The sequence below is a fragment of the Cupriavidus necator N-1 genome (assembly GCF_000219215.1).
Classification (GTDB): Bacteria; Pseudomonadota; Gammaproteobacteria; order Burkholderiales; family Burkholderiaceae; genus Cupriavidus; species Cupriavidus necator.
The window spans coordinates 621,712-648,552 of the sequence record NC_015727.1; the positions used below are offsets into that span (position 1 = coordinate 621,712).

Consider the following 26,841-nt stretch of genomic DNA (forward strand, 5'->3'; position numbering starts at 1 on the left):
CACCCAATTACAAATAGTATGGGAGACAAGAAATGAAGCAGTCTGTCAGGAACCTGTTCGCCATCCTGCCGCTGGCGATGGCAAGCGCAGCCCCCGCGCTCGCAGCGGATGCATATCCGAGCCGTCCTGTTCGCATTGTGGTGAACACCGGCCCCGGCGGGCTGGTGGATTTCACCACGCGCCTGGTCGCACAGGAAATGAGCATGCGACTGAAGCAGCAAGTCATCGTCGAGAACCGCGCTGGCGGAGACGGCATGATCGGCATCAACGTCGTCAAGGCGGCCCAGGCTGATGGCTACACGCTGCTCGCCTCGGCGGGAACCATGACGTACCAGCAAGTGCTGAAGAAAGACGCTGGTTATGACGTGACCAAGGACTTCACCGGCATCGGTTTCCTTGGCAAGTCGCCGCTTCTCCTCGTCGTGGCGCCGGACAGTCCCAACAAGAGCGCTGCGGATTTCATCAGAAATGCCAAGGCCAATCCAAACAAGCTCACTTACGCTTCGGCAGGCGTTGGCACGGGCACGCACATTGGCGCAGCGCTGTACCTGCAGAGGGCTGGCCTGCAACTTCTGCACGTTCCCTACAAGGGCAATGGCCCGGCCATGCCCGATGTGATGAGCGGGCGTGTCAGCATGATTTTCGAAGCCTACGGCAGCGGCAAGGGCTATCTGGCCGGTGGCAAGCTGAGGGCACTGGGCGTTTCGTCGGCGACCCGCGTCAGTACCGCGCCTGATATCCCGACCCTCGCCGAACAAGGCGTGCCCGGCTACAGCTTCTATACATGGATGGGCCTGGTGGCGCCGGCAGGCACCCCTAAGGAAGTCGTGCAGAAGCTTTCCGAAGCGCTGCATGCCGTGTATTCCAACAAGGCCCTCAAGGAGCGATTCAAGGCAGAAGGGATCGAGGACACCTATATGTCGCCAGCCGAGTTCAACGCCTTCATGGCCAAGGAAGTCGAGGACATCACCAGGCTGTCGAAGGAAATCAAGCTCGAGAAGCAATAGGGGAAGCGATGCGCCCAGCGAGACAGGGCGCTGACCCAACAGCACGAAAGTATTCAGGAGATCAACGCATGCCATCTTTCTCATCGCACGTCAAACCGGCTAACGCACCAGTTAATCCCGGCCATCGCAAGGCATTGGACTGGCTGGCCAGCGGCCCGAAGCGCCTCCTGATTGGCGGCGAGTGGGTCAACGCCGTCTCCGGCAAAACGTTCGCCACCATCGATCCGTCCACCGAGCAGACGCTGGTCGAGGTGGCCGAGGCGGACCGCGAAGATATCGACGCGGCGGTTCGCGCCGCCAGGCAGGCCTTGGAGGCGCCCTCGTGGGCCGGGATTTCCCCACATGTCCGCGCCCGGTACCTGCTGAGAATCGCCGATGCCATCGAACAGCATGCCGAGGAACTCGCGGTGCTGGAGACCCTCGACATGGGCGCGCCGTTGGCATTTTCGGTGGGCCGTGTCGCATCGGCGGCTGAGCTGTTCCGGTATTACGCGGGCTGGGCAACGAAGACCCATGGCACCACCAATCCCACGGACGCGTCCCGCTTCATCTATACGCTGCGTGAGCCCATGGGGGTGTGCGCGCTGATTAATGCCTGGAACGTGCCGCTCGTCATGGCGGCGACCAAGCTGGCGCCGGCGCTAGTCTGCGGCAACACCGCCGTGCTGAAGCCGGCGGAACAATCGCCGCTGACGACGCTTCGGTTGGCTGAACTGATCCAGGAACTCGACTTGCCGCCTGGCGTGGTCAATGTCGTGCCGGGATATGGGGCGACAGCGGGCGCGGCCATGGCGGCCCATCCGGATATCGACAAGATTGCCTTCACCGGCTCAACGGGGGTTGGCAGGCAGATTCTCCAGGCGTCGGCAGGCAACATGAAGAAGGTGACGCTAGAGCTTGGCGGCAAGTCACCCAATATCATTTTCCCGGATGCCGATCTTGACCGTGCCATTGAGACCGCCGTGGTGGCGTTCTGCAGGAACTCCGGACAGATTTGTTCCGCTGGCACGCGCCTGTTCGTTCATGAGAGCTTGCATGACGAGATCGCCGGGCGCGTAGCGGAGATCGCCGCAACGTACCGGGTCGGGTCGCCACTGGCACCGGACACCCAGATGGGTCCCATTATTTCCGAGCGCCAGATGCATCGCGTCCTGTCCTATGTGGACGCCGGACGTGAAGATGGTGCCCGTCTTGTGCTGGGTGGTTCGCGCGTTGGTGATACAGGCTACTTCGTCGAGCCGACCGTATTCAGCGGAGTGTCCAATGCGATGCGGATCGCGCGAGAAGAAATTTTCGGCCCGGTGCTGTCCATCATCCCGTTCAAGGATGAGGCCGACGTTGTCGCGATGGGCAACGATACCGAGTACGGGCTCGCTGCGGCGGTCTGGACCCGTGATGTCAGCCGCGCACACCGGGTCGCCCGCGCGCTGAAGTCCGGGCGCGTGTGGATCAACACCTATGCCGAAACCGACCCCGTGATGGCCATTGGCGGATACAAGCAATCCGGCTATGGTCGGGAGATGGGTGCGGAGTCGATTGACGCGTATAGCCAGACCAAGTCCGTGCTGATGCGGTTGTGAGGCCAGATCACGTGCGAAGTTTGTGCAGGAGACAATTTATGGCTATCCGTTCAGTCACGCGCTTCCTTCCCATTGGCATGGCAGCGATGTTCAGCGTGGCGACGCACGCCGCGGAGTACCCGGCCCGTCCGATCCGTATCCTGGTGGGATTCGCCGCGGGTGGCAGTACTGATGCGATTGCCCGCTTTTATGCCCAGAAGCTGGCCGTCGAGTTGAAGACGCCGGTTGTCGTGGAGAACAAGCCCGGTGCGGGCCAGATCGTTGCGATCAAGGCACTGAAGGCCGCGCCGGCGGACGGGTATACGCTCTACATGGGCACCGGCAGCGCCCTTTCGCAGACACCGGGGGTTCAGCGCGGCACGTTGTCCTATGAGCCGTTGAAGGACTTCGCCATGGTCGGGCTGGTGGCTGCCGCGCCTGGCGTGATCGTGGTCAACCGCGACCTGCCGGTGCGTTCCTTGCGCGACCTTGCTGCCTATTCCAAGGCGAACCCGACGAAACTGAACTTCGGTTCGTCCGGTATCGGTTCAGCCAGTCATTTGGCGGGCGCGTACTTGAGCAACGTTGCCGGCATCACCATGACCCACATTCCCTATAAGGCGGATGCGGATATCGTGCAGGCGATGTACACAGGGTCCGTCCATGTCGGCATCGCACCGGCCCAAGGGGCGATGGCGGCAATCAGCAATGGGAAGGTCCGGGCGCTGGCGGTAACGGGCACGCACCGGGTGAAGGTGCTACCGGAAGTACCAAGCCTGGCGGAAGCCGGTATCAGCGGAGTGGAAGGCCTGGATCCTTACACCTACTACGGTCTCGTTGGGCCGAAAGGCTTGCCTGCCTCCGTGGCCACGAAACTGAATGTGGCCGTTAACCGCGTATCGCGCGAGCCGGTGTCCGCAGCGCAAGTCCGGGAGAAATACTACGCGGAGCCAAGATCCGGCAGTCCTGACGACCTGCGCAAGGTCATTCAGGAAGATACCGACAAATGGGCCCGCTTCAGCAAACACGTGAATGTCGCGGGCTGAAATCGAACAGCTACGAAAGAACAGGAGGCAAGTGCTATGAACACATCGGAAGGCAATCAGGGTTGGACGTCCGCAAAACGGCTGGAAGGCAAGGTCGCGGTGGTCATCGGAGCAGGTCAGAGCCCCGGCGAAGGGGTCGGTAATGGCCGCGCAGCGGCGATGCGCTTCGCGCGCGAGGGCGCTCGGGTACTCGCTGTCGATCGGCGCCTGGAATCCGCCGAGGAGACCGCGGAGCTCATCCGCGCAGAGGGCTTCGAATGCGTCAGCTTTGCCGCGGATGTCACCCGCGAAGAAGATCTGGCGCGTGCGATGGCCGAAGCTACCCAGAAATGGGGCTCACTTGACGTGCTGCACAACAATGTGGGGGTAAGCATTGCCGGCGGGGATGCCGACCTGCTCGATATCACCGAGGAAAACTTCGACAACGTCTGCCGCATCAATCTGCGCGGCACCGTGTTTGCATGCAAGCACGCCGTGGCGATCATGCGCAAGCAAGGCGGCGGGGCGATCGTCAACGTTTCGTCGGCTGCCGCGGTCGGCAAGTATCCGTACGTCGCCTATAAGGCGGCCAAGGCGGGCGTTGTCGCGTTCACCGAGCAACTCGCGCTACAGAATGCCCAATATGGCATCCGCGCCAACTGCGTGTTGCCAGGCCTAATCGCAACGCCCATGGCAGTGGACACGCGCGTGCGCGAATGGAAGCAGTCTCGGGAACAGGTCTCCACAGAGCGTAACGCCAAGGTTCCCCTCGGCCGCCAGGGCACTGGCTGGGACGTTGCCAATGCGGCATTATTCCTCGCTTCCGATGAGGCGAACTTCATCACCGGCGTATCGATGCTGGTCGATGGCGGCCGCATCCTGAACCGTATCTGACGCATTCCTCTGATTCGCTTGTACCTCTGCCGGATAAGAACATCTACCATCCTAGCGCAGTCGTTGGGCTTCCTGACGCTTCCTTACACCAAGAAGGATCCCGGTTACACCATCAAGGACTTCAGCGGGATCGGGCCGATGACTCGCGCCCCGTTTCTGATGCTGGTGGGTGCTGGCGGAGCGCGTTCGCTGAAGGAGTACATTGCCAAAGCCAGCGCTGGAGATCTCAGCTATGGGCATGGCGGAATAGCAAGTGCTCCGCATATCGCGGCCGAGTCGGTGCTGCGCTCCTACGGGTCAAACGTGCTGCCCGTCCCCTATAAGGGCAACGGTGCTGCGATGACGGACGTCATGGCCGGTCGCGTATCGATGTTCTTTGACGCGTATATCAGCAGCTCTGGCTATGTGAAGAGCGGGAAGATGCGGGCGCTGGCCGTCACGTCGGCGCAGCGTCTGCCCGCCGCACCGGATATCCCGACCTTCAGGGAGCAAGGGCTCGATTACACCTTCAGTGTCTGGCTCGGCCTGTTGGCGAAGTCCGGTACGCCCAAGGATGTGATGACCCGTCTTTCGGACGCACTCAGGTACGCATTGACCGATAAGGCGTTGGTGCAACGATTCCAGGCCGATGGTGCCGAACCGTATATTCTTTCGCCCGAAGCGTTCGACGAACGGCTCGCCACGGAATTTTCCAGTCTGGAAAAGATGGCAGCCGACCTGAAATTCGTCAAAGAGTGACAGCACCGCTTGCACGCGGCGACCCAGGATGTTGTCGCGTGCTTGATATACGCAAAAGAAAGTCGGAATTGCAATGCAAAAATTTGACTATATTGTCGTCGGGGCGGGCTCTGCGGGATGCGTGCTTGCGCGCCGCCTTAGCGAAGACCCGAAGATACGGGTCCTGCTGATTGAAGCCGGGCCGTCGACTGACCGCTTTTGGGTAAATACGCCGGCCGGCATGGCCAAGATGTTCTTCCACAAGCAGCTCAACTGGAACTACTTCACCGAGCCCATGCCGCAGCTACATCACCGGCGCATGTACTGGCCCCGGGGCCGTGGGCTGGGTGGTTCCAGCGCCATCAATGGGATGGTCTATATCCGAGGGCACCGGCAGGATTTTGACGATTGGCGAAATGAAGGAAACGCTGGCTGGGGCTTTGAAGACGTGCTGCCGTATTTCAAGCGCATGGAGCACAACGCGCGTGGAGAGGATGCCTATCGTGGCATCGGCGGCCCGCTCTACATTAGTGATCCCGCGGTATTGCATCCGAGCTCCGCGGACTTCATCGAGGCCGCGGTTCGCCAGGGCATAGCGAGAAGCTCGGATCTAAACGGCGAGATCCATGACGGTGTTGGTTATATCCAGCACAATATCCGGCGTGGCCGCCGTCATTCCGCCTACAGTGCCTATGTGGAACCGGTGCGCCATCGGCAGAACCTTGTCGTGCAATCGGACTGCCTAGTAACGCGTATCCTGCTTCAAGAGCGACAAGCCTACGGTGTCGAGGTCATACTGAATGGGCAACGAATCACGTTCATGTCCGCGCGCGAAGTGATTGTCAGCGCCGGCGCGTTGAATTCTCCGCAGTTGCTCATGCTGTCGGGAATCGGCCCCGGCAACGAGTTGCAGCGCCACGGCATACCTGTGCGCTGCGATGTACCAGGCGTTGGTCAGAACCTGCAGGACCATTTCTATATCCACTGCAGCTTCCAGGCAGCCGATGACAGCTCCTATAACCGTCATATCAGCGGGTTGCGCAAGTACTGGGAGGGAATGCGCTATCTTGCGACGGGCGGTGGCTACCTCGCGCTCGGTTCGTCCCAAGTGGCGGCGTTTGTCAAAAGCGGGGAGGCGCAGCCCCACGCTGACCTGCAGATAAGCTTCCGACCGATGACGTTCACCTATCACGAAGGTGGCAGGATCGAGGTTGACCCCGCGCCAGCCGTTGCTGCCTCGGTGTATCGCGTCCGGCCCGCCGCAAGTGGCACCGTAACGCTTAGGTCTGCGGATCCTTCACACCCACCGGTATTGAACCCTAACTTCCTGACACATTACGAAGACATTGGCGCCATGATCAGCGGTATCCGCAAAATACGCGCCATCATGGCTACCGAGCCGATGGCGTCGCGAATCCGCCAGGAGACGCTGCCCGGGCCCGGTGTAGAAACGGATGATGAACTGATGGCCTTCATGCAGCAGCACGGGAATTCGGCCTTTCATCCCGCGGGGACTTGCAAGATGGGCACCGACGACCTTGCCGTCGTGGACGAGCGGCTCCGCGTCCGGGGCGTGGAACGCTTACGCATTGCTGATGCTTCGATCATGCCACGGGTGACATCCGGAAATACCAATGCACCGTCCATGATGATCGGCGAGAAGGCCGCCGACATGATTGCTGCGGATGCCATGCCGCTGCGACCTGTTTGATACGGCCGCGCTTTTGAGTCCCAGTGGGGATTGTCCTCGCGAAGTCGTGAGTCGGTCATCGACTGCGGGGCTGGATTAAAAGGATCGGGGCGCTTCCTCCTTCACAGCTCTCCATTTGCTCCCCGCGGAGCCTGTCTGGCCTGGCATTGTGGCGGAACGACAGGCTCCGGCCTTCTTTTTACCTCACTACGCGACCCGGGCAGCCATAACCGCCTTGCGAGGCACGTGCTTTGCGCCTGTAATGGTAGGAGCCAAGGGCTGTTCGAGGGTGCTATGCGCTGCACAAAGTGTGGGTTCGACAACCCCGCGCGAGGAAGGTTCTGTGAGGAATGTGGCCATGTATTGGGCCGGACCTGTCTGCAATGCGGCCACCAGTCCCCCGCCACGGCAAAGTTCTGCGGTGCATGCGGCGCCGCCTTACCTGCGCCTGGCAGTCTTTTGGCCTCTGGTAGCGTTTCAGCGAATTTCGTCGGTGCGCCGGTTCTGTACACGCCTGCGCACTTGGCCGAGCGTATTCTGGCCGAACGGGCAGCCATGGAGGCCAGAGGGCAGGAAGCTGGCGAGCGCAAGACGATTACCGCGCTGTTCGCCGATATGGCCGAGTCGACGGCGATGATTCAGGACCTCGATCCGGAGGAAGCGCGAGAGCTGATCGATCCGGTCGTGGCCATCATGATGGAAGCCGTACATCACTATGAAGGGTACGTCGCCAAGTCATTAGGGGATGGCATCCTGGCACTGTTTGGTGCCCCGATTGCGCACGAAGACCACCCGTTGCGAGCGTTGTATACGGCATTGCGGATGCAGGAAGCGATGCGCCGCCATGGCGCCAGCATCCGTCTGGAGAAGGGTATCCCGCTGCAGGTCCGGGTTGGCATTCACACCGGCGAAGTGGTGGTGCGCTCTATTCGAAAAGACGATCTACACACCGACTATGACCCGGTTGGCCACACCATTCATATCGCTTCTCGGATGGAAGGGATGGCGGCGCCGTCGTCGGTGCTCGTTAGCGACTCGACGTACAAGCTTGCGGACGGATACTTCCATTTCAAAGCGCTCGGCGCCACAAACGTAAAAGGCATTCGGACTCCGCTTTACGTCTATCAGCTGCTCGGGCTTGGTACATTGCGCACGCGACTGCAAGTGTCGGCCTATCGGGGCCTGGCGAAGTTCGTCGGACGCGAGCGTGAACTCGAATGTTTGCATGCGGCGCTGGTCTCGACCAACGCAAGGCACGGACGGATTATCGGCGTGGCGGGCGAAGCTGGTGTTGGTAAGTCGCGCTTGTTCCACGAATTCAAAGCCCGTTCGCAGCAGGGTTGCCTGGTGCTGGAAACTTTCTCGGTTTCGCATGGGAAAGCATTCCCCTACCTTCCGTTGATCGATCTGTTGAAAAACTACTTCCAGATCGTAACGTCTGATGATGAGCGGTTGTATCGCGAAAAGGTTACCGGCAGGCTGCTGAGGCTGGACCGCGCGCTGGAGGATCAACTCCCCTATCTGCTCGATCTGCTGGGTATCCGGGAACCGTCGTCAACTGTGCCAATGATGGATCCCCGGCTCCGGCGCCAGCGCACTTTTGAAGCGGTTATCCGTCTACTGGTAAGAGAAAGCCAGAACCAGCCCGTCTTGTTGTTGTTTGAAGATTTGCAATGGCTGGACAGTGAGACCGAAGCATTTATTGATGCGCTCGTAGAGCATGTGCCGGGTTCCAGGATCCTGTTGCTTTTCAACTACCGGCAGGATTACACGCATGACTGGGAATGCCTGCCTTGCTACCTCCAGTTGCATCTGGACCCTCTGGGTCAAACCGATGCACAGGGGCTACTCACGACGCTATTGGGTGATCAACCCGGGCTTGGGCCGCTGAAGGAGCTGATTTCGGCGAAGACGGAGGGCAATCCGTTCTTCATGGAGGAAGTAGTCAGGACGCTAGCGGAAGAAGGCATTATCCTGGGCGAGCCGGGCAGCTACCGGATCCAGACGGCCCCTGTGTCGCTTCATATCCCGACCACCGTGCAGGGCGTGATCGCCTCGCGCATTGACCGCTTGCCCCAAGCGCAGAAGGAGCTGTTGCAGACCCTGGCGATTATCGGTAAGGACTTTTCATTAAGCCTGGTCCGGTGTGTTGCCGCCTTGCCCGAGCAGAAGCTGCCGCCGCTACTCGACCATCTCCAGCGCAGCGATTTCATTTTTGAGCGTCCCGCATTCCCGGAAGTCGAGTACGCGTTCAAGCACGCGCTGATCCAGGAAGTTGCCGCCAATTCCCTGCTGCTCAGTCAACGGATCAAGCTGCATGAGCGCACCGCCGAGGCAATAGAGTCCCTGTTTCCCGGTCGGCTGGACGACTACGTTAACGAGCTGGCCCACCATTACAGCAAAAGCGGGAATGCCAGCAAAGCGATCCAGTATCTGCATCTTGCCGGCGAGCAGGCATTACAGCAGTGCGCGCAGCGTGAAGGGATCCGTCATCTCGGTACAGCCCTGGAGCTTCTAAGGGCCTTGCCGGATACCCCCGAACGGACTCGCGAGGAGATCCGCCTGCTGCTGACACTCGGTCCTGCCTGGATCGCCGCCCGCGGCCATGGGTCGACAGAGGTCGAGGAAACCTACACCCACGCATTAGCCTTGTGCGAACGCGACGGGGGAATGCCGGAGCAGTTCTCCGCGCAGTCAGGCCTTTGGTCTCACTTTCTATTGCGGGCGGAGCTGGAGCGGGCACTCGCCCTGGCAGAGCGTCTGCTGGGCCTGGCGCAGAACACAAACGACGTGGAAAGGCTTGCGGAGGCTCACCGGGCTTTGGGCGTTACACTCCTTCGCCTGGGGAGGATCGGGCTGGCGCGTCATCACATGGAGCAGGCCTTGACACTGCACCGTCCCGGTCGGCAATCCTATGACCACCTGCTACGCCTTATACGAAACCCCGGGGTCCATATACGCAGCACCCTTAGCTGGATCCTGTGGTATCTCGGCTTACCGGATCAGTCGCGCAATCGCTGCGAAGAGGCACTGGAGTTGGCCAAGGCGGCGTCCGATCCGTTTGGCCTGGCGCTGAGTCTTATCTTCGCGGCGGAACTATATCAGCGCCGGGATGAGGTCCAGAAGTCGCTGGAATACGCAGATGCCGCCATTGCCGTATCGAGCGAGCGCGGGTTCCCGCTCTATGGCGCATGGGGAACGATCCTTCGCGGATGGGCGCTCGCTCGACTGGGTAAGCGGGAGGAAGGCATCGTGCAAATGCGATCGGGACTTCGCGCTCACCGGGCGACGAAATCCGCGCTGGGGCGGCCATCACTGTTGGGTCTTCTTGCCGATGCATATGGCAGTGCGGGGAAGTTCGAATCCGCGGATCGGGTGTTGGGCCATGCGCTCGCGCTGACGGAATGCACAGGCGAGCGGTTCGATCGAGCTGCACTGCTGCGCCGGCGGGCAGAACTGTTGCTGATGACAGGAAGGGGCGTCGTAAGCATTGCTGCCGCGCACAATGAAGCGGAATCCTGCCTCAGCAGGGCCGTCGCGCTCGCACGTGAGCAAGGCGCGCGGTCGGTTGAGCTGCAATGTGCGCTGAGCCTGGCCCGCCTCTGGGATCTGCAGGGCAAGCGTGACGCCGCCCGTGATTTGCTGGCCGAAGTTCATGGCACATTCGCGGAGGGGTTCGATACCCGCGATTGGCTGGATGCCAAGGCTCTGCTTCGCGAATGGTCCTGCATGCGCAGGCCGCAACCCGATGGGTAGCGATGCTATATTCCATACAATGGAACCGTGGCTATATAACGGAACCCTTTATGATAGGCTCGTTCACCCAGGATGTCGGTAACACCTGACGTCGCTATACGGAGTCGTTGATGGACGTGCGTGGACTGCGGTACTTCGTCCAGGTGGTCGAGAGTGGCAGCCTGACCAAGGCATCGCGCCAGTTCTTCGTCGCTCAACCCGCGCTCAGCCAGCAGATCGCCCGGCTTGAAGATGAGGTCGGCAAGCCCCTGCTGGTGCGGTCTGCGCGGGGCGTCGTGCCCACGCCGAATGGGGCCGCGCTATATCGCCACGCCAAGCTGATGCTGCGTCAGCTCGACGAGGCAGTGCTGATTGCACGTCAGGAGTCCTCCAACGTGAAGGGCCGCGTTACGCTGGGCCTGGCGCCAACCACCACATGCATGGTGGGGCTGCCACTGCTGCTGCATATGAAGGAAAACTATCCCGGCATCGTGCTGAACGTGGTTTCGGCACTGCCGCAGCATCTGGAAGAAAGGGCACGGCGCGATGAACTCGACGTCGCGATTCTTTTTAGCAAGACAGCAGCCAGCGACCTGGTCTTCGAGCCGCTCCTCGAGGAGGACGTGTTCGTGATCGTGCCTGCGGACAGCCAGCTGATCGCGCCGGACAAGACGTCGTTGACGCTTGCTGAAGCAGCGGCGCTGCCCATGGTGCTGTCGTCGCCAAGCCACAACTTGCGACGCCGCTTTACCAGCGAACTGGAGCGCGCCAACCTCTCCGTCGAGATCCTTGCCGAGATTGACTCGGTCCAGCTCGTTATGCTTTATGTGGCGAAAGGGGGCGGGGCCACGGTTCAGCCGATGGCAGCCACTCAGGTGCACTATGCGCAGCAAGGGTGGCGATGCCTGCCGATCGCTGACGCGCCGATCTCACGCGTGAACTATGTGTATTCGCTGCCCGCGCACAAGCTGTCGGCAAGTGCGTCGATTGTGCACACCGAGCTGGCGCATGTCGCGCACAGGTTGATCCAAAGCGGCATATGGCAAGGAGCGCGGATCCTTCCGGCGCCCCAAGCCTGAGGCTGGGGTTGCCCGCGGCTCGCGGTCTTCCCCGCCACAGCCGTGCACCACCCATCCACCGGGCCGCTTGTCCCCATAAGCCGGCGCGATGGGGGAGGCAACAAAACAATATTTCCTCCTTCGCAGCCCGGCTCCTTAAGATCCATGCACGAACTCGTTTGTCGTGCAGGCCCCGCAGACAAAGCCGCTGCAGGTATCCGGGCCACGATGCCATTCCCCGCCATCGAAGGAGACATTCTTGACTGACACCCCATCCACAATCCGGCCGGCATTCTTGTCCAACCCAGACAAGTTGCATTTCATTGACGGCAAATGGCAACTGTCAGCGAACGGTGAAACCATCCAGACCTTTAACCCCGCCACCGGCAAAGTGCTAGCGACCGTTGCGCGTGGCGGACAGCAGGACATCGATGTGGCGGTCGCCGCCGCACGTCGCGCATTTGAGGGGCCGTGGAGCCGGTTCACTCCGCATGAGCGCTATGCGCTGATGCTGCGGGTGTGCGATGTCATCGACGAGAACTTCGAAGAGCTGGCCGTCCTCGACACGCTGGATATGGGCGCACCCCTGTCGCGCACGAAGGCCATGAAGGATGGCCTGCTCAAGACCATCATGTACTTCGCCAGCCAAGCGATGAGCTGGTCCGGCTCGACCATTCCGAACTCTCTGTCCGGTAACTACACCACGCTGACGCTAAAGGCACCTGTCGGCGTGATCGGTGGCATTACGCCGTGGAACGCACCCTTGATCAGCATGTGGTGGATCATGGGCGGCGCTTTGGCTACCGGTTGCACTGCCGTCATCAAGCCTGCGGAAGACGCTTCGCTAACGACCCTACGAACGGCCGAATTGCTTTGCGAAGCGGGTGTTCCAGAAGGCGTGATCAACGTCGTGACGGGGTATGGCTACGAGGCTGGCGCCGCTCTCGCCGCGCATATGGGTGTCGATCGCATTGCATTCACCGGTTCCACCGTCACAGGTCGTGAGATCATTAAAGCTTCAGCTGGAAACATGAAGCGAATCCAGTTGGAGCTGGGGGGTAAGTCGCCGGATATTGTGTTTGCGGATGCCAATCTCGACAAGGCGGTCCCCGGAGCGGCGATGGGGGTTTTTAATAACTCGGGACAGATCTGCTCCGCAGGAACAAGGATCTTCGTCCAACGAAGCATCCATGAAGAGTTTGTTTCGCGCCTCGTAGACTTCACGAAAACAATCAAGGTTGGCGATCCGTTTGAGCCCGGTGTTCAACTTGGCCCGCTTGTTTCTAAACGTCAGCTCGACCGTGTGATGACCTACATGGCCATCGGAGCCGACGAGGGCGCCAGGATGGCCGCAGGCGGAAACCGGCTTGCAGGCGAACTGGCCGAAGGCTACTTTGTCGCCCCAACTGTTTTCGATGATGTCAGCAATGACATGAGGATCGCCCGTGAAGAGATTTTCGGGCCCGTGGCGTCGGTAATTCCGTTCGACACCACCGAGGAAGCGCTGCGACTGGGTAACGATACTGAGTACGGCCTGGGAGGCGCCGTGTGGACGACCAATGTCGGCACGATGACCCGGATGATTCATGGCATCAAGGCCGGAAAGGTGTGGGTCAATTGTTATGGGCTGGCCGATCCGGCCGTCGGCTTCAGTGGCTACAAGCAAAGCGGGTATGGCATTAAAGGCGGCGCCCAACACGTTGAAGGTTTCCTGTACGAGAAGAGTGTCTGCATCAATGGCGATTAAAGCTGTTGCGCAGGCCTCGCAGCGAAATCCTCATTGACTCATGATATCGAAGCAGCAGATCTATGCAGGCAAATACTTATGACTTCATTGTGGTCGGCTCCGGTTCCGCCGGTGGCGTGGTAGCCAGTCGACTCAGTGAAAATGGCAAGTACACGGTCCTCTGTCTCGAGGCGGGCGTAAAAGGCGGCAAATACATTTGGGCACGGCCTCCTCTTGGGGTTGTATTCCTGGTTGACAACCCCCTGGTCGACTGGCGTTACGAGTCCGAGCCTGACCCCACGCATGGCGGCCGTCGCATTGCGTGCCCCCGTGGAAAGATGCTGGGCGGAAGCAGTTCAATCAACGCCATGGTTTACAACCGTGGTCAGAAGCTGGACTACGATACGTGGAGCCAGCTTGGCTGCAAGGGTTGGAGCTTCAAGGAGGTTCTGCCTTACCTCAAGAGAATCGAGAGCACAGAGATTGGTTCAGACGAATACCGCGGTCGCACAGGGCCAGTCAAGGTTATTCAAAGCAAGAAGCTGTCCTCGTTCTATGACCTGTTCATTCGATCGGCCCAGGCCGTAGGTATTCCCTACAACAGCGACTACAGCGGTGCCTCTCAGGAGGGCGTAGCAATGGCACAGCTGACGGGCTACCGCGGCGAGCGTCACAGCACGGCAACCCAGTATCTTGCCCCGGCCAGAGGAAGGCCGAATCTGACTGTCGCTACGGGGGCTGAGGCTACCGCCTTGATCATGGAAGCGAAGCGTTGTGCAGGCGTTCGGTTCCGCTGCAACGGCACAGTCCAGGAAGCCCGAGCCACGCGTGAAGTTATTCTCTGCACGGGAACGGCCAATACCCCCAAGCTCCTGGAATTGTCGGGTATCGGTAATCCGGAAGTGATCAGGAAGCATGGCATCCCCGTCGTACATGAACTGAAGGGCGTCGGCGAGAACCTGCGGGACCACTATGCTGCCATCATGAAGTGGCGGTTTGCCGAACGCGGCGTCTCACTCGCAAGGAAGGGGCATGGATGGCGTCTAGGCGTTGAAATCCTTCGCTGGGTATTCTTCCGCAAGGGACTGATCGCCCAGGGCCACGGTTCGATGCGCGTATTCGCGCGCTCCCGTGCGGAACTCAACGAGCCGGACGTCATGATGGTGGTCAGCCCATACATCATCGATGTCAAGACGGGCAGGGGACGCCGCATGTCGGATGTGGAAGGCTTCATGATGTACACGCACGTGCAACGCACGGAAAGCACCGGCAGTATTCACATCCGGTCAAAAGACCCGGCTGCACCGCCCATGATCCGGTACCGCTTCCTTGATACCGACTATGATCGCAGCACGGCCATAGCGGCCGTTCGCTGCGCTCGCAAGATCGCCGCGGCCTCGCCGTTGCGGGATATGGTTGCTGAAGAGATGTCGCCGGGGCCGCAGGTGCAAACCGATGAGGAACTCCTGGAGTTCATCCGGAATACTGGCCAGATCACGCAACACATGGTCGGCACGTGCAAGATGGGCAGGGATGCGATGGCGGTTGTCGACGAACAGCTTCGCGTGCATGGTATCAAGGGGCTTCGGATCGCCGATGCCTCGGTGATGCCGACCATCATTTCGGGGAACACGAGCGTGCCTTGCATGATGATTGGCGAAAAGTGTGCGGATATGGTTTTGGCCGCCGCGCAGCAACTTGACTCAGTAGGCGAAAGCAGGCCGCGCGGCCTGCGGAGAGCAGCGCAGGGAATTCGTGCGCCTGAGAAGGTCGGGTAAATTGATGACCCTTGTATTGCCCAAGGATTCACTCCAAAAGCTTTCGCAAAGTGAAATGAGTGAGTCCGAAATACAAAGATATTTTTCTCTGAAAAAGAGAACAGGAGACAAAATGCAACCCACGATCTCGCGGCGGGCGCTACTTGCGCTAGGGGCCGGCGCTTTGCTCGCGCGGCCGCTCTTCGCCCAGCCTTCCAGTGCGCGCCCCATTCGAATTCTTGTTGGATTCAGCGCTGGCAGCGGGGCGGACAACGTCGCCAGGCTATACGCCGCACACTTGACAGAACTGCTGGGTGCGCCCGTGATTGTCGACAACAAGCCAGGTGCTTCGCAACTGCTTGCCATTCGTCCGATGCTTGCCGCGCAGCCGGACGGCTTGACCTTGACGTTGGCAGGCGGTAGCGCGCTTGGCCAGGGCCCCGGAGTTCGCAAAGACCTGCCCTATGACCCGCTGAAGGATTTCAGCCTGATCGGCATGATCGCAACGGCCCCTGGCGTGTTTTTCGTCCATCCGTCAGTACCGGTGTCATCGATGCGAGAACTGATTGCCTACGCGAAGGCGAATCCCGGCAAGCTGAATTACGGCTCAGCTGGGGTGGGCTCGGCAAATCACTTGCAGATCGAGTATGTCAAGAAGGTTACCGGCATAGACCTGACCCATATTCCCTATAAATCCGACCAGGAGGTTGCCCGTGAAGTCACGGCAGGCAGCGTACATGTCGGGCTCACGCTTGCGCAGTTTGCGATTCCCTTCGCTACATCGGGGCGGCTTAAGGCAATCGCAGTCACCGGATCGCAGCGGCTGCCGTCATTGCCCAATGTGCCGTCCCTGGCCGAAACCGGTGTTGCGGAGCTGAAGGGCATCGATTTCACGTTTTACGGCTTGATCGGGCCGGCCCGCATGGATCCCAACCTGATCGCGAAGCTGAATCAGGCACTCAACAAGATCGGGGAGACTCCTGCCGTGGCCAATCAGATTAAGAAGCTGTATTGCAACCCGGTCAAGGGGTCGCCGGAGGATTTCAGACACTATCTTGAAGTCGAAATAGGCAAATGGCGCGAACTCGGCAAGACCGTCAAGATCGAGTCCAACGCCTGATGCAGTTGCGATCGAGGTTGCTGGAGGCGGTATGCAAGGATGGCGAGTGGTGTTTCCGCCGCGTTGTGGCGCGGTGGAGGCCAGCGAGACGGTGTAGCTCGCTTCTATCGCTGGCTCATAACCGAAGCAGGCTTCAACCCCGCGAACGCGCCGTGGGTCGAATCTGATCGTTTCATTGAGTTCAAGGACCAGAAGGGATTCAGCGGCGTGATCGAGGTCAAGACCAGCCGGGCGAGTTTCTCGGCGACGACATCCGTCTCGCCTGCGGGCCGGGTACGGGCATCGACACGAAGGGCGGTGTCAAGGGCGTGTTGCATCTGCCGCGCGGTTTCTACGAGCGGCTGTACGTCTACATGCACAGCGATCGTGCGCGCAAGCGTCGCCAACTGGCAGGCGGCGGCGATGACCGCGACCAGCCGCTCTTTCTGAGCCATCGCGGTGCGCCGCTCTACGAGGATCGCGCATCGCGCGGCCCGGTCAGCACTGGCCCTCAGGTGCGCCGTCACGTCAAGACTGGACAGGCCGTGCGCCAGTTCATCAAGGACGAACTATTGCCCATGATGCGCGCGCGGCTTGGCAACCTCAGGTACGAGTTCAGCTTCCACGACCTGCGTTCAACCTGCGGGCTGAACATGGTCGACGCGATGACCGCGAATGAGACCAGGTACACGCGGGCGCTCGATCAGTTGCGGCAGCTGATGTGGCACACACGACTGTCCACCACCGAGGGCTACCTCAGCTACCGCGAGAACCGCAAGCTGTTCGACGCTGTGCAGGACAGTTGGGGCACACACCTGTCGACGCTGGTCACGCGCGCCCTAGACACGGCGGTGGCAGTATGAGCCGCCTGTACGAGGAAGTTCGCATGCCGCTCGCGGTGGGCACGACGCTGCAGCACCCCGAGCGCGCGCTGCTTAAGTGGGAAGGCATTCGCAACCGTTCCGATATTGGACAGATCTGCTACCTGACGCGTGACACGTTGAACACGCGGCACACTTTCGATCCCAGAGGCTTCAGCAGCGAACGCACCAAGGTTGTACGCCTGCTGGTGACGCAGCCTTCCGAGCGTGTGACCCTTGGCGCCAGGCGTCCGGAGACTATCTACGGTGCTCTGCGCGGCGTGCTTGACTTCGCCAACCGGGCCGACAGGCTTGGTTTGCATCAGGTGCTCTGTAACGAGAAGGCTACGGCAGAACTAGATTCGGCGCATTGGGAGCGAGCCGTGCGGGAGTCCGGGTACGTCGCCGCGCAGCAGACCGTCCAACCGGAGGTATAGAACATGGTCTTGCCGATCCTTGTGCCGGGCCTAACCGAGCCGGCTCCAGCGAAAGTGTGGATACCGCGCCCGTCTACTGATTCCGCCAAGCCGGTAGCTCCGCTCAATCGATCGCCTCGGGTGCGTAAGCCCGCGGACTTGAACATGGCGGTGAGAACTGTCACGGAGCGAGAACGGGCGATTGCGAGGATCTTACGTCGGCTGGGGATTGGTCCTCTCTCGCGTGAGCGAGCTACGAAGGTTGGGGAATTGCTTGGGCTCCATTGTTCTTCTGTGTATCGCTTGCGGCGGCGCTTCCTCACGAATCCTGTAGCGGGCGCGTTGATACCGCATAGCTCGGGCCCCAAGGTGGGAGATCTTCTTTTGGCAGCGACGGTTGAGAGAATCGTGAGTGAGGTGCTTACCGATTGGCTGCCGCGACAGCCTTATCTCGGGCATCCGCTTCTTGAGCTCTGCGTCGAGATCCGGTAGCGATGCGCGGGGGCGAGTGTTTGTCCGCCAAGCAGAGCTACCATTTCGCGACGCTGGGCCGCCCATCGGAAGGCAGAGGCGGTAAGCAATGCGAGAGTCCAACCTCCGCTCCGAGTGAACAGCTTGGTGATCATGTCGCGGTCGCGCAGGCGCGCGAAAGCCAGGCGGCGGTTGGCAACGGTGCCTTCTTGGCCAGCGTGATCAGCGGCTCGACAACCTTGCGCAGTTCCTTGGCATTGGGCACGGTGGTCTTGATCAGCTCGTGCTGGAACAGCGAGTTGGACATGTTGCGCAGCATCGCGAGACGGTGCGACGAGGTGCGGTTCAGTTTCCGCAGACCATGACGGTGACGCATGATGATTCCTTTCAGTTAAGTGTTTGACCAGCTCTTCAAAAATCGTCTCGGCGGGTAAGACCACGGTATTGGACATGACGGACACGAATGCAACGGAGCGCGAACGGGCGATTGTGAGGGTCTTACATCCGCTGGGGAGGGGGCCCCTCTCGCGTCAGCAAGCTAAGAAGGCTGGCGAATTGCTAGGAGTCCATAGGTCTACGATCTATCGCTTGCGCCGGCTATTTCTTGCGAATCCTGCGGCGAGCGCGTGGATACCGCATAATCCCGGTCCCAAGGCCGGAGAACTGCGCCTACCAGCCACGGTCGAGAAAATCGTGAGTGAGGTGCTTACCGATTGGCTGCCGCGACAGCGTCATCTCGCACATCCGCTTCTCGAACTCTGCGTCGAAATCCGGAAGCGATGCGCAGGGGAAAATGTCAGTCCGCCAAGCAGACCTACCATTTCAAGGCGGTGGGCCGCCCAATGGCAAGCGGAGGCCCAGAGCAGTGTGAGAGTCAGGGTACGTCGGAGAGTACGACAGGAAGTATAGGCCATGGTCTTGCCGATCCTTGTGTTGGAGCTGGCTGAGCCCGACCCCGAGTATGTGCCGATCCCGCGCGAACGCGAGGCATTTCCACCGCCAACAAGCTGACGCACCTGGCTGTTACCGGCACCGTGGATGGGAAAAATGTCACGTGGATGGAGAAAGTCACCGATGAGCAATATCACGCGCGCTGAACCGCAAAAAATGCGCCGCAGGAGCGCAGGGCTTGCGGTCGCCGTGGGCTTCAGCATGGCCACTACGCTGATACCCGTAGTCTCTAATGCGCAGGAGGGTCCAGCTATGAATTCGCCCCAAAGTCGCGCGTCAAGCGCATCTGAAACGCTTACGGTGCGGCAGCAAGCCATCGTCCCTATTGCTGCATTCGGTGCTGCAGGCGACATCGCAAAGCTGAACGCGGCATTAAATCGGGGGCTTGACTCGGGTTTGACGGTGAGTGAGGCAAAGGAAATCCTGGTGCAGCTCTACGCCTACGCCGGCTTCCCGCGCAGCATCAATGCACTGGCTGAGTTGATGAAGGTGCTTGACGCGCGCAAGCAGCGGGGCGTCCACGACGTTCCCGGCTCAGACCCGAGCCGTGCCGTGCCCAAGGGCGATGCGTTACTGACTGCAGGGACGGCCAACCAGACCAAGTTGTCTGGCGCCCCGGTCAGGGGCGCGCTGTTTGAGTTCGCTCCTGCCATCGACGAATACCTGAAGACCCACTTGTTCGGCGATATCTTCGAGCGCGACAACTGTTGCAGATCGTTAATTCCGCGATCCGCGCCCACACATCTGCGAGCAATCACACTGGGTTAACGCATTGATTTTCATTGGAAAACTGTCGGTGGAAGAACGATTGGTGCCGTTGCGCAGAGGCAACGGCCTTTCGGCGTTGGACGACAAATTCCGCGACTGTGGCTCTGCGGACTGGTAATTCGACTACTGTGGGTTGAATGTTAGTTTCTGCGTATCTCCATGACTCAACCTACGGAGCGCGAATTTGCGATTGCGCGAGTTCTGCGTCCCCTTGGAAGGGGACCGCTCTCGCGCAAGCAAGCAGATTACGCTGGCAAATTGCTCAGGATGCATCGGTCCACCGTCTATCGTCTTCGGCAACGATTTCTTGCTGATCCAGTCGCGAGCGCGCTGAGCCCCTATGACCGCGGTCCGAGATCCGGAAAGGGGCGACTGCCGGCGCAAGTCGAAAACATCGTGAACGATGTACTATCCACTTGGCTGCCGCAGCAGCGCTATCTGGCGCACCCGCTGTTTGAGCTGACCATTGAAATCCGCAAACGCTGTGCCGCGGCTGGCGTTACCGCACCAGCCAGGTCAACCGTTTCACGGCGTTGGGCCGCTTATCGGAAGGAAGAGGCGCTTCTGCAGGCGGCGTTACCGGCGGCAGCAATTCCGCCTGGCAGTCTCGTCGCGCGTTACCCGATGGACATCGTTCAGGTCGATCACACGCTCGCCGATGTGATCGTGGTGGATGAGCTATATCGGCGCCCAATCGGTAGGCCATGGCTTAGCCTTGCTGTTGACGTTGCCACACGATGTGTCGTGGGAGTGTATGTGGGAATGGACCGCCCGAATGCGGCCACGGTTGCTCTTCTATTGACGCGCGTCGTTCTACCCAAATTGAGCTGGCTTGCCAGTCTCGAGGTCAGTGCCGATTGGCCGATGCACGGTATCCCGAAAGTGCTTCACCTCGACAACGCGGCCGAGTTCAAAAGCAGGGCGCTGCGCTCCGGGTGTAGCCAGTACGGGGTGGAATTGATGTATCGTCCCGCCGGACGCCCATACTTTGGCGGACATATCGAACGATTGAATCGGACCCTCATGGAGCGCGTCCACAGCTTGCCGGGATCGACTGGCTCGTCCCCGAAGGGGCGCAAAGCCAGGCCGCCTGAACGAGAGGCATCCCTGACGATCCGAGAATTTGAGAAATGGCTGGTCCTGGAGATCGCGCAGCGCTATCACCATAATGCGCACCGGGGGTTGCGTGGAGCCACTCCCTACTCCATGTGGGCCACACTTGGCGGCGAGACGCCTCCGAAGTTGCTTCCCGATACGGCGTCCGAAGCTTTGCGGTTCCTGATCCAGTTCCTGCCGATGACACATAGAACGGTCCAGGCGGATGGCCTCACGCTATTCTACATTCGGTACTGGCATCCAATCTTTACTGCGTGGCGGGCAACCAAGCAGAAGGTCATTACACGGTTTCACCCCGAAGATCTCTCCAAAATTTTTGTCAGCGTTGATGGCAAACGGTACCTCGAGGCGACCTTTGCCGACTTGCGCCGCGATCGCGTTTCGTTATGGGAGCAACGCAGCGCATTACGGCATCTGCGCGCCCAAGGACAGGAATACGTCAGCGAGGCCATGCTGTTCATGGCCATTGATGAACAGCGCCGCATCGTTGCGCGCGCAAGAACACAGTCGTTGGGTGCAAGCCGTCGACGCAATGCCTTGAAGGATCCGGTGCCAAGGAACGCTCGGCAAGAGAACTCTCAAGTTCGGCAAGGCGAAAGCGCATCGGTGAGACCCACTGAGGCGTCCGTCGACTACAGCAAGCCAGCCATAGCGTACGATGTAGAGCAATGGTGATCCGTAATGGGCGCGCTACTCACACATCTGCTGCCTACTGCCAGACCGCTGGCACAATGCGATGACAATGTCCGGATTCGAGGACTAGCCCGTAACCGATGGATCGACTACCCGCGTGCCACGCAGGCGCTGGAGATTCTTGAACGACTCATCCAGACACCTGAGCGCGAGCGTATGCCATGCCTGTTACTGCACGGAGACTCCAATATCGGAAAGACGCAGATCATCTCCAAGTTTCAGCGTCATCATCCGCCCGAGTATGACGAGCAGAAGGGCGTTGAGATGTGCAAGATTGTCGCCATGCAGATGCCGCCGACACCTGATCAGCAGCGATTCTATGCGTCACTGCTTTTCGAGCTGGGGGCGCCTTTCAATGCTACAGCCCGGCTTTCCGCGCTCGAGAAGCTGACCCGAGAGCTTCTTCGGAAGGTAGCGCCGCGGATGCTGATTGTTGATGAGGTCCATCACTTGCTGGCAGGAAGCTACCGGGAACAGCGGGCATCCTTGAATCTGCTGAAGTTTCTGGCGAATGATTTGAGAATCTCCATCGTCCTCGTTGGCACCCAAGACGCCGTGATTGCGTTGCAAACGGATCCGCAGATGGTGAGCCGGTTCACACGCTTCGAAATTCCCAGGTGGAACGAATCAGAGGCCTTCCGATGCCTCCTTGCTGCCTTTGAACGAATTCTGCCCCTTCGACGGCCGTCGAACCTAGCGCGGCAAGAGATGGTTCGGGCGATCCTGGCGGCGAGCGGCGGGCTAACCGGGGAGGTATCGCGGGTGCTCAATGTCGCGACTGAACTCGCCATTCGCGACGGCAGAGAGGTGATCGAAGTTGGCCACATCGAGAATGCAGCGAGAGGTCTCCTGTGCTGAGCGTGTGAGACCTTGGCCGGTGGCGCCACGTCCGTTTGACGACGAGGCCTTTGGCGGCTGGCTGGGGCGCTTGGCAGCAACGTATCGAATCAGCGTCCCCCAGTTATGGGCGAGTGGGCACCTTGGGGCATTCCCATACTTGCCCCGCTGTGGATGGCTGCTGTTTCCGCCGGTTGATGAACTGGTGCTTGCCCGTCTCGCAGCTTTGACACACGTTAACATCGACAGACTAGTGGCGATCCAAACGCCAGCAGCATGGGTGTCCGAACGCAGCGGCCTCCCGTTCTGCTTCGAGTGCCTCGCTCTGAATCCCTTCGATGTCTTTGCGCCTCGCTGGAAACGTGAGTGGCTGAATCCGGTGGCAATGGCCTGTGAAATTCACGTTCACCGCTTCCAGGTCATCTCATCGTTCAGATTACATCAGCTCAAAAATCTCAGTGCAGTGATCCGTTGGGTAGGGAAGCGGTACGCGCGGGATCGCGAACCGGTAGGAAGCCCCCCCTTTGGCACGCCACGGTCGCAGTATTAATGCTCACCATTCGCAGAATTAGATCCTATGTAGGGGAAGAATCGCCAAGACGGCTAGCAGTAGGATTGATGGGGCACGAGCTCGCTCAATGGAGGGCATCATGAACGCCGATCACGCTACCGAACTACATGCTGAAGACGCCATCCTGGCGGTATCTCTCGAACTGTCGGCCGCACAATGGAAGGTTGCACTTCACGACGGATTCAGGGAGCAACCCGCGGTTCACTCGGTCGGTGCTCTACAAGCCGCTTCTCGACTGCAGGCCGTGCTTGATCTGATCGAGCAGCAAAAGCGCAAGTGGTCGCTGCCTTCGCATGTGCGTGTGGTCGTGAGCTACGAAGCTGGACAGGACGGATTCTGGATCCTTCGGTCGCTGCGCTCGCGCGGCATCGACTGTTATATGGTCGATGCCGCGAGCATCCCGGTGGAGCGCCACAAGCGGCGTGCGAAGACGGACCGCCTCGATGCAATCAAGCTCGTCACCAATCTACGTGCATGGCTACATGGCGAGCGAGACCGTATGCGGGTGGTGCGTGCGCCCTCTCTGCAGGATGAAGCGTCGCGTCATCTGATTCGCGATCGCGGACAACTGCAGAAGGAAGTCATGCAGCACCGCGACCGCATGCGCAAACTGCTTGTTACCGTTGGCTGTTGGGACGAGGTTGACCACCGTGCATTCGCCAAGCGGCTCGCTCGCGGCGAACTGACCTGCCACGACGGCTCGCCGTTGCCAGACGAACTGCGCGAACGGTTGCTGCGTGAATCGCATCGCCTGGAACTCGCCGAGCAGCAACTCAAGGATCTCCAGCGTACTCTTCATGACCGCCTACCCGAGCCGGTACGTGAGCGAATCACCTGGCTCAAGCGCTTGAGGGGAGTGGGTGACATTGGTGCATCGCGTCTTATGCTCGAACTGTTCTGGCGGCAGTTCCGCAACCGCCGACAGCTCGGCGCGTGCGTAGGACTCGTGCCCCAGCCCTACGACAGCGGCCAGAGCCGGGTCGATCAGGGTATTAGCAAGCAAGGCAATCGACGGGTACGGGTTCAGCTTATCGAGATGGCTTGGGGCTGGCTCCGATACCAGCCTGGCAGTGCGCTTACACGATGGTTCAACGAACGCACCCAAGGTACCGGGCCCAACCGCCGTGCCCGCCGCATTGCCATCGTCGCGCTCGCCAGGCGCCTCGTGATTGCACTATGGCGTTACCTAACGGAAGGCATCATTCCCGACGGGGCCCAGTTCAAACTGGCATGACATCAGTTGCGATGTCGCAAAACAATCGAGGGTGAGATGAGTTGTGCCCGCGCAGATCGCTGGCCTGCTGAGCGCGGCCGATAATTAGATGGGGCACATCTCCCGGATTGCACTATCCGGCGCCACGCGCATAAAGGATGAGGCCGGTACTACCGGCGGATAGAAGTTGGTGAGACGTCGATGTCTCACGTGCGCACCAGCCGTCTCCCCCTTACGTTAGTCGAGCCCACGCAGCCCGACCTCGAGGACTCTTTATGATCTGAATCTTTGTAGAAAGCTTGTCGCCACTTGACAAACTATTCCCCATAGAAGCGATCTGCAACAGCTCGCATGAATGTTGAGCCTGGCTCGCACGAACCTTGTTCTTCAACAGCCGCAATAACCTCGCGCCATGGCGAGAAAACGCAACTAACCGCCGACACTAGAAAATCTACAAGCTATGTGGCCGGTAAGCGAGGAGGCGGCGTCCGGTGACGTCTCGCCGCGGTCAGGCGAGCAAGAACACTTGGGCAAAATTTCACTTTCGTGAAAGTATAAATAGGATTTCCTGCTGCTTGCTGTCATCGGAGGAGTCGCGGGCGGCCGCCCTATGCCCTTGTGAGTCCAGCCAATGCGGTGCTTGTCCTCTGTCGCCTCGTGCCGCGCATCGTCTTCGGTATGCAGGTAGATGCTGGTGGTGGCGATCGACGCGTGGCCAAGGTTGTCGCGCACGTGGCGCAGGTCCACCTGCTGGTCGCTCATGTGCGAGCCCACCGTATGCCGCAGTCAGTGTGCCGACGCTATGGCCAGCACGTCGGACTGCGCGGCTCCAGAGCCAACAGGGAAGCGTGGCTCCCAACCTCACTCGGCAGCGCAGGCCAGAAGCAATGATGCATACGCTTCAACGTCATGCATTCGACTACTTGGTCCAGCCACCGAAATAGCCCCTACAACATGATCGCCCTCAAATACAGGGGCTGCGATGCAAACCAATCCTTCAATGAGTTCCTCGTCATCAACCGCATATCCGCGGGCGCGTGTCCGTTCAAGCTCCGCCAGAAGCGAATTTTTATCGACGATCGTCCGCGCGGTATAGCGGTGCAGGCCTGCATCGCAGATTCTGTCTACCGCCGGGGATAGCGTCGGCCACGCAAGAAGCGCCTTCCCTACAGCGGTCGCATGCATCGGCCCTTGCCATCCCACGTAAGAGAACATGCGAATAGGGTGGGACGAATCGACCTTGGCCAAATACACAACCTGGTCGCCTTCGGCGACCGCAAAGTGCACCGTTTCGTTTGTTTCGGCAGCCAGCCGGGACAGCCGCGGTTTGATGCGGTCTACCAGCGCACTGATGTCATCAGGCGTAGCGATCAGTCCTGGCAAACGATAGCTCAATCTGTACTTTGTCCCATCTTGCACCGTCCAGTTGAAGGACTGAAGGGTTCTCAGCAGTCGATAGACAGTGGGACGCGGCAAGTCGAGCGACCTCGCTAACTCACTCACCGACATGGCTGTCGACGCCCGCGCGAGTAGTTCGACAAGGCGAATCGCATGACTCACGCTGCTAATTGTTGCCGCTTCCGACATCGGATTTACCCTCGTTATGCCAATTGAGCGCTTGCAACCGGATTGGTTGCGCCTATACTGTTGTCTAACAGTGATTCTACATTGTCCGATATTGATACACAAGGCCAGATATGAAATCCAACAGTAACTTTTCGCCCTTTACTGCGGCGGTGGTGCAGGGGACTCCCGTTCCTTTCGACGTATCCGGAACCCTCGCAAGAGTCGACGAACTCGTAGCGTCTTCCGTCACGCGCGGCGCGCAGCTTGTGGTGTTCCCGGAAGCATTTCTCGGCGGATATCCCAAAGGCCATCTATTCGGCTCTTACGTTGGCGGGCGGACTGCCGAGGGGCGCGATGCCTGGCGCAAGTATTGGGAGGCAGCGATTGACGTCCCCGGGCCAGCTGTCACTGTACTTTCCGAGATCGCAAGGAAGCATTCGGTTTATCTGGTCATCGGTGTCATCGAACGAGAAGGTGGCACCCTGTATTGCTGTGTCCTGTTTTTTGATCCGTTCGGTAAGTTCATGGGCAAGCACCGCAAGCTGATGCCGACCGGCGCGGAACGGATGATATGGGGATTTGGTGATGGTTCAACCATGCCAGTCTTCCAGACCCCCATTGGAAACATTGGTGCGGTCATTTGTTGGGAGAACTACATGCCTCTTATGCGTGCAGCCATGTATGCGAAGGGCATCCAAATCTATTGTGCGCCGACAGCGGATCCCAGACCTAGCTGGATCGCCTCTATGCAACATATCGCTGTCGAAGGAAGGTGCTACGTCCTTGCGTGCAATCAATTTTTGAAACGCCGCCACTTTGCGGATACTTACCCGTGCCAACTCGGAGACGATCCCGAATTGATCTTGCAGGCGGGCGGAAGCTGCATCATCAACCCGTTCGGGGAGATAATCGCTGGACCGATCTTCGACGAAGAGGCGATCCTCACTGCCGAAGTCAATCTAGATGATGTCTTGCGCGGGAAATTCGATCTGGATGTGACCGGTCACTATGCGCGTCCAGATATTTTTCAACTCTCTGTCGACGAACGAGCACGCCAATCGGTCACGATTTCTGCGACTTCGGCGGTTCCCCTTGCACAGGAGAATTCATAA

At 59.7% G+C, this 26,841-nt stretch carries 19 protein-coding genes and 4 pseudogenes; 20 read left to right on the forward strand and 3 right to left on the reverse strand.

What is annotated here, in order from left to right:
* Positions 1–32 precede the first annotated feature (32 nt).
* The 13 genes from CNE_RS32895 to CNE_RS32955 all read left to right on the forward strand — a co-directional run bounded on the left by CNE_RS32895 (position 33) and on the right by CNE_RS32955 (position 17,564).
* Positions 33–1,007, forward strand: a complete 975-nt coding sequence (locus CNE_RS32895) for a Bug family tripartite tricarboxylate transporter substrate binding protein (protein WP_013959068.1) — start codon at positions 33–35, stop codon at positions 1,005–1,007.
* 68 nt (positions 1,008–1,075) lie between these two features.
* Positions 1,076–2,587 (forward strand): aldehyde dehydrogenase family protein, encoded by a 1,512-nt coding sequence (locus CNE_RS32900; RefSeq protein WP_013959069.1) that lies wholly within the window; start codon positions 1,076–1,078, stop codon positions 2,585–2,587.
* A 38-nt stretch (positions 2,588–2,625) separates the two neighbouring features.
* Positions 2,626–3,612, forward strand: a complete 987-nt coding sequence (locus CNE_RS32905; protein WP_013959070.1) for a Bug family tripartite tricarboxylate transporter substrate binding protein — start codon at positions 2,626–2,628, stop codon at positions 3,610–3,612.
* Between the two features lie 36 nt (positions 3,613–3,648).
* Positions 3,649–4,485 carry an SDR family NAD(P)-dependent oxidoreductase gene (locus CNE_RS32910; RefSeq protein WP_013959071.1) on the forward strand — a complete coding sequence of 279 codons (837 nt, stop codon included), beginning with the start codon at positions 3,649–3,651 and terminating at the stop codon, positions 4,483–4,485.
* Positions 4,486–4,503: 18 nt separating this feature from the next.
* Positions 4,504–5,223, forward strand: coding sequence for a tripartite tricarboxylate transporter substrate binding protein (locus CNE_RS32915; protein ID WP_013959072.1), 720 nt, complete (start codon positions 4,504–4,506; stop codon positions 5,221–5,223).
* A gap of 73 nt (positions 5,224–5,296) precedes the next feature.
* Positions 5,297–6,913 (forward strand): GMC family oxidoreductase, encoded by a 1,617-nt coding sequence (locus tag CNE_RS32920; protein WP_013959073.1) that lies wholly within the window; start codon positions 5,297–5,299, stop codon positions 6,911–6,913.
* Between the two features lie 273 nt (positions 6,914–7,186).
* Positions 7,187–10,648 (forward strand): ATP-binding protein, encoded by a 3,462-nt coding sequence (locus CNE_RS32925; RefSeq protein WP_013959074.1) that lies wholly within the window; start codon positions 7,187–7,189, stop codon positions 10,646–10,648.
* A 110-nt stretch (positions 10,649–10,758) separates the two neighbouring features.
* Positions 10,759–11,706: a LysR substrate-binding domain-containing protein gene (locus CNE_RS32930; RefSeq protein ID WP_013959075.1), complete on the forward strand. Its 948-nt coding sequence runs from the start codon at positions 10,759–10,761 to the stop codon at positions 11,704–11,706.
* 238 nt (positions 11,707–11,944) lie between these two features.
* On the forward strand, positions 11,945–13,432 hold the full coding sequence (locus CNE_RS32935; protein ID WP_013959076.1) for an aldehyde dehydrogenase family protein: 1,488 nt from the start codon (positions 11,945–11,947) through the stop codon (positions 13,430–13,432).
* Positions 13,433–13,494: 62 nt separating this feature from the next.
* Positions 13,495–15,189, forward strand: a complete 1,695-nt coding sequence (locus tag CNE_RS32940) for a GMC family oxidoreductase (RefSeq protein ID WP_013959077.1) — start codon at positions 13,495–13,497, stop codon at positions 15,187–15,189.
* Between the two features lie 112 nt (positions 15,190–15,301).
* Positions 15,302–16,288 (forward strand): Bug family tripartite tricarboxylate transporter substrate binding protein, encoded by a 987-nt coding sequence (locus CNE_RS32945; RefSeq protein WP_158310037.1) that lies wholly within the window; start codon positions 15,302–15,304, stop codon positions 16,286–16,288.
* Positions 16,289–16,596: 308 nt separating this feature from the next.
* Positions 16,597–17,130, forward strand: coding sequence for an integrase (locus CNE_RS32950; RefSeq protein ID WP_238553212.1), 534 nt, complete (start codon positions 16,597–16,599; stop codon positions 17,128–17,130).
* Complete coding sequence (locus tag CNE_RS32955) at positions 17,127–17,564, forward strand: hypothetical protein (RefSeq protein WP_013959080.1); 438 nt, start codon at positions 17,127–17,129, stop codon at positions 17,562–17,564. Before CNE_RS32950 ends, CNE_RS32955 begins: the two co-directional genes overlap by 4 nt.
* A 587-nt stretch (positions 17,565–18,151) precedes the next feature.
* Here the strand turns inward: CNE_RS32955 and rplQ are convergent.
* Positions 18,152–18,390: pseudogene (rplQ, locus tag CNE_RS32960) on the reverse strand (50S ribosomal protein L17); the annotation flags it as partial.
* Positions 18,391–19,021: 631 nt separating this feature from the next.
* Between rplQ and CNE_RS42425 the strand changes: the two are divergent.
* The 6 genes and pseudogenes from CNE_RS42425 to CNE_RS32980 form a co-directional block, all read left to right on the forward strand.
* Positions 19,022–19,111 (forward strand): annotated as a pseudogene (locus tag CNE_RS42425) ((R)-mandelonitrile lyase); the annotation flags it as partial.
* A gap of 106 nt (positions 19,112–19,217) precedes the next feature.
* A pseudogene (locus tag CNE_RS32965) lies at positions 19,218–19,670 on the forward strand (carboxymuconolactone decarboxylase family protein); the annotation flags it as partial.
* A 459-nt stretch (positions 19,671–20,129) separates the two neighbouring features.
* Entirely contained in the window at positions 20,130–21,524 is a 1,395-nt protein-coding gene (locus CNE_RS32970) for a Mu transposase C-terminal domain-containing protein (RefSeq protein WP_238553213.1), read from the forward strand.
* A 6-nt stretch (positions 21,525–21,530) separates the two neighbouring features.
* The gene (locus CNE_RS32975) at positions 21,531–22,400 is read left to right on the forward strand and encodes a TniB family NTP-binding protein (protein ID WP_013959085.1); all 870 of its coding nucleotides are present in this window, start codon (positions 21,531–21,533) and stop codon (positions 22,398–22,400) included.
* On the forward strand, positions 22,375–22,929 hold the full coding sequence (locus tag CNE_RS39920) for a TniQ family protein (RefSeq protein ID WP_238553214.1): 555 nt from the start codon (positions 22,375–22,377) through the stop codon (positions 22,927–22,929). Before CNE_RS32975 ends, CNE_RS39920 begins: the two co-directional genes overlap by 26 nt.
* Positions 22,930–23,029: 100 nt before the next feature.
* The gene (locus CNE_RS32980) at positions 23,030–24,184 is read left to right on the forward strand and encodes an IS110 family RNA-guided transposase (RefSeq protein ID WP_013958800.1); all 1,155 of its coding nucleotides are present in this window, start codon (positions 23,030–23,032) and stop codon (positions 24,182–24,184) included.
* A gap of 603 nt (positions 24,185–24,787) precedes the next feature.
* Here the strand turns inward: CNE_RS32980 and CNE_RS41295 are convergent.
* Positions 24,788–24,988: pseudogene (locus CNE_RS41295) on the reverse strand (tyrosine-type recombinase/integrase); the annotation flags it as partial.
* Positions 24,989–25,024: 36 nt separating this feature from the next.
* Positions 25,025–25,750 (reverse strand): IclR family transcriptional regulator, encoded by a 726-nt coding sequence (locus tag CNE_RS32985; RefSeq protein WP_041229029.1) that lies wholly within the window; start codon positions 25,748–25,750, stop codon positions 25,025–25,027.
* A gap of 110 nt (positions 25,751–25,860) precedes the next feature.
* Between CNE_RS32985 and CNE_RS32990 the strand changes: the two genes are divergently transcribed.
* The gene (locus CNE_RS32990; protein ID WP_013959088.1) at positions 25,861–26,841 is read left to right on the forward strand and encodes a nitrilase-related carbon-nitrogen hydrolase; all 981 of its coding nucleotides are present in this window, start codon (positions 25,861–25,863) and stop codon (positions 26,839–26,841) included.

Bases quoted from the DNA above. Each gene is read 5' to 3' on its own strand.
- CNE_RS32980 (WP_013958800.1), top strand. From the start codon at position 23,030: ATGAACGCCGATCACGCTACCGAACTACATGCTGAAGACGCCATCCTG.
- CNE_RS32920 (WP_013959073.1), top strand. From the start codon at position 5,297: ATGCAAAAATTTGACTATATTGTCGTCGGGGCGGGCTCTGCGGGATGC.
- CNE_RS32975 (WP_013959085.1), top strand. From the start codon at position 21,531: ATGGGCGCGCTACTCACACATCTGCTGCCTACTGCCAGACCGCTGGCA.
- CNE_RS32925 (WP_013959074.1), top strand. From the start codon at position 7,187: ATGCGCTGCACAAAGTGTGGGTTCGACAACCCCGCGCGAGGAAGGTTC.
- CNE_RS32905 (WP_013959070.1), top strand. From the start codon at position 2,626: ATGGCTATCCGTTCAGTCACGCGCTTCCTTCCCATTGGCATGGCAGCG.
- CNE_RS32900 (WP_013959069.1), top strand. From the start codon at position 1,076: ATGCCATCTTTCTCATCGCACGTCAAACCGGCTAACGCACCAGTTAAT.
- CNE_RS32940 (WP_013959077.1), top strand. From the start codon at position 13,495: ATGCAGGCAAATACTTATGACTTCATTGTGGTCGGCTCCGGTTCCGCC.
- CNE_RS32985 (WP_041229029.1), bottom strand. From the start codon at position 25,750: ATGTCGGAAGCGGCAACAATTAGCAGCGTGAGTCATGCGATTCGCCTT.
- CNE_RS32910 (WP_013959071.1), top strand. From the start codon at position 3,649: ATGAACACATCGGAAGGCAATCAGGGTTGGACGTCCGCAAAACGGCTG.
- CNE_RS32945 (WP_158310037.1), top strand. From the start codon at position 15,302: ATGCAACCCACGATCTCGCGGCGGGCGCTACTTGCGCTAGGGGCCGGC.
- CNE_RS32990 (WP_013959088.1), top strand. From the start codon at position 25,861: ATGAAATCCAACAGTAACTTTTCGCCCTTTACTGCGGCGGTGGTGCAG.
- CNE_RS32955 (WP_013959080.1), top strand. From the start codon at position 17,127: ATGAGCCGCCTGTACGAGGAAGTTCGCATGCCGCTCGCGGTGGGCACG.
- CNE_RS32930 (WP_013959075.1), top strand. From the start codon at position 10,759: ATGGACGTGCGTGGACTGCGGTACTTCGTCCAGGTGGTCGAGAGTGGC.
- CNE_RS39920 (WP_238553214.1), top strand. From the start codon at position 22,375: ATGCAGCGAGAGGTCTCCTGTGCTGAGCGTGTGAGACCTTGGCCGGTG.
- CNE_RS32895 (WP_013959068.1), top strand. From the start codon at position 33: ATGAAGCAGTCTGTCAGGAACCTGTTCGCCATCCTGCCGCTGGCGATG.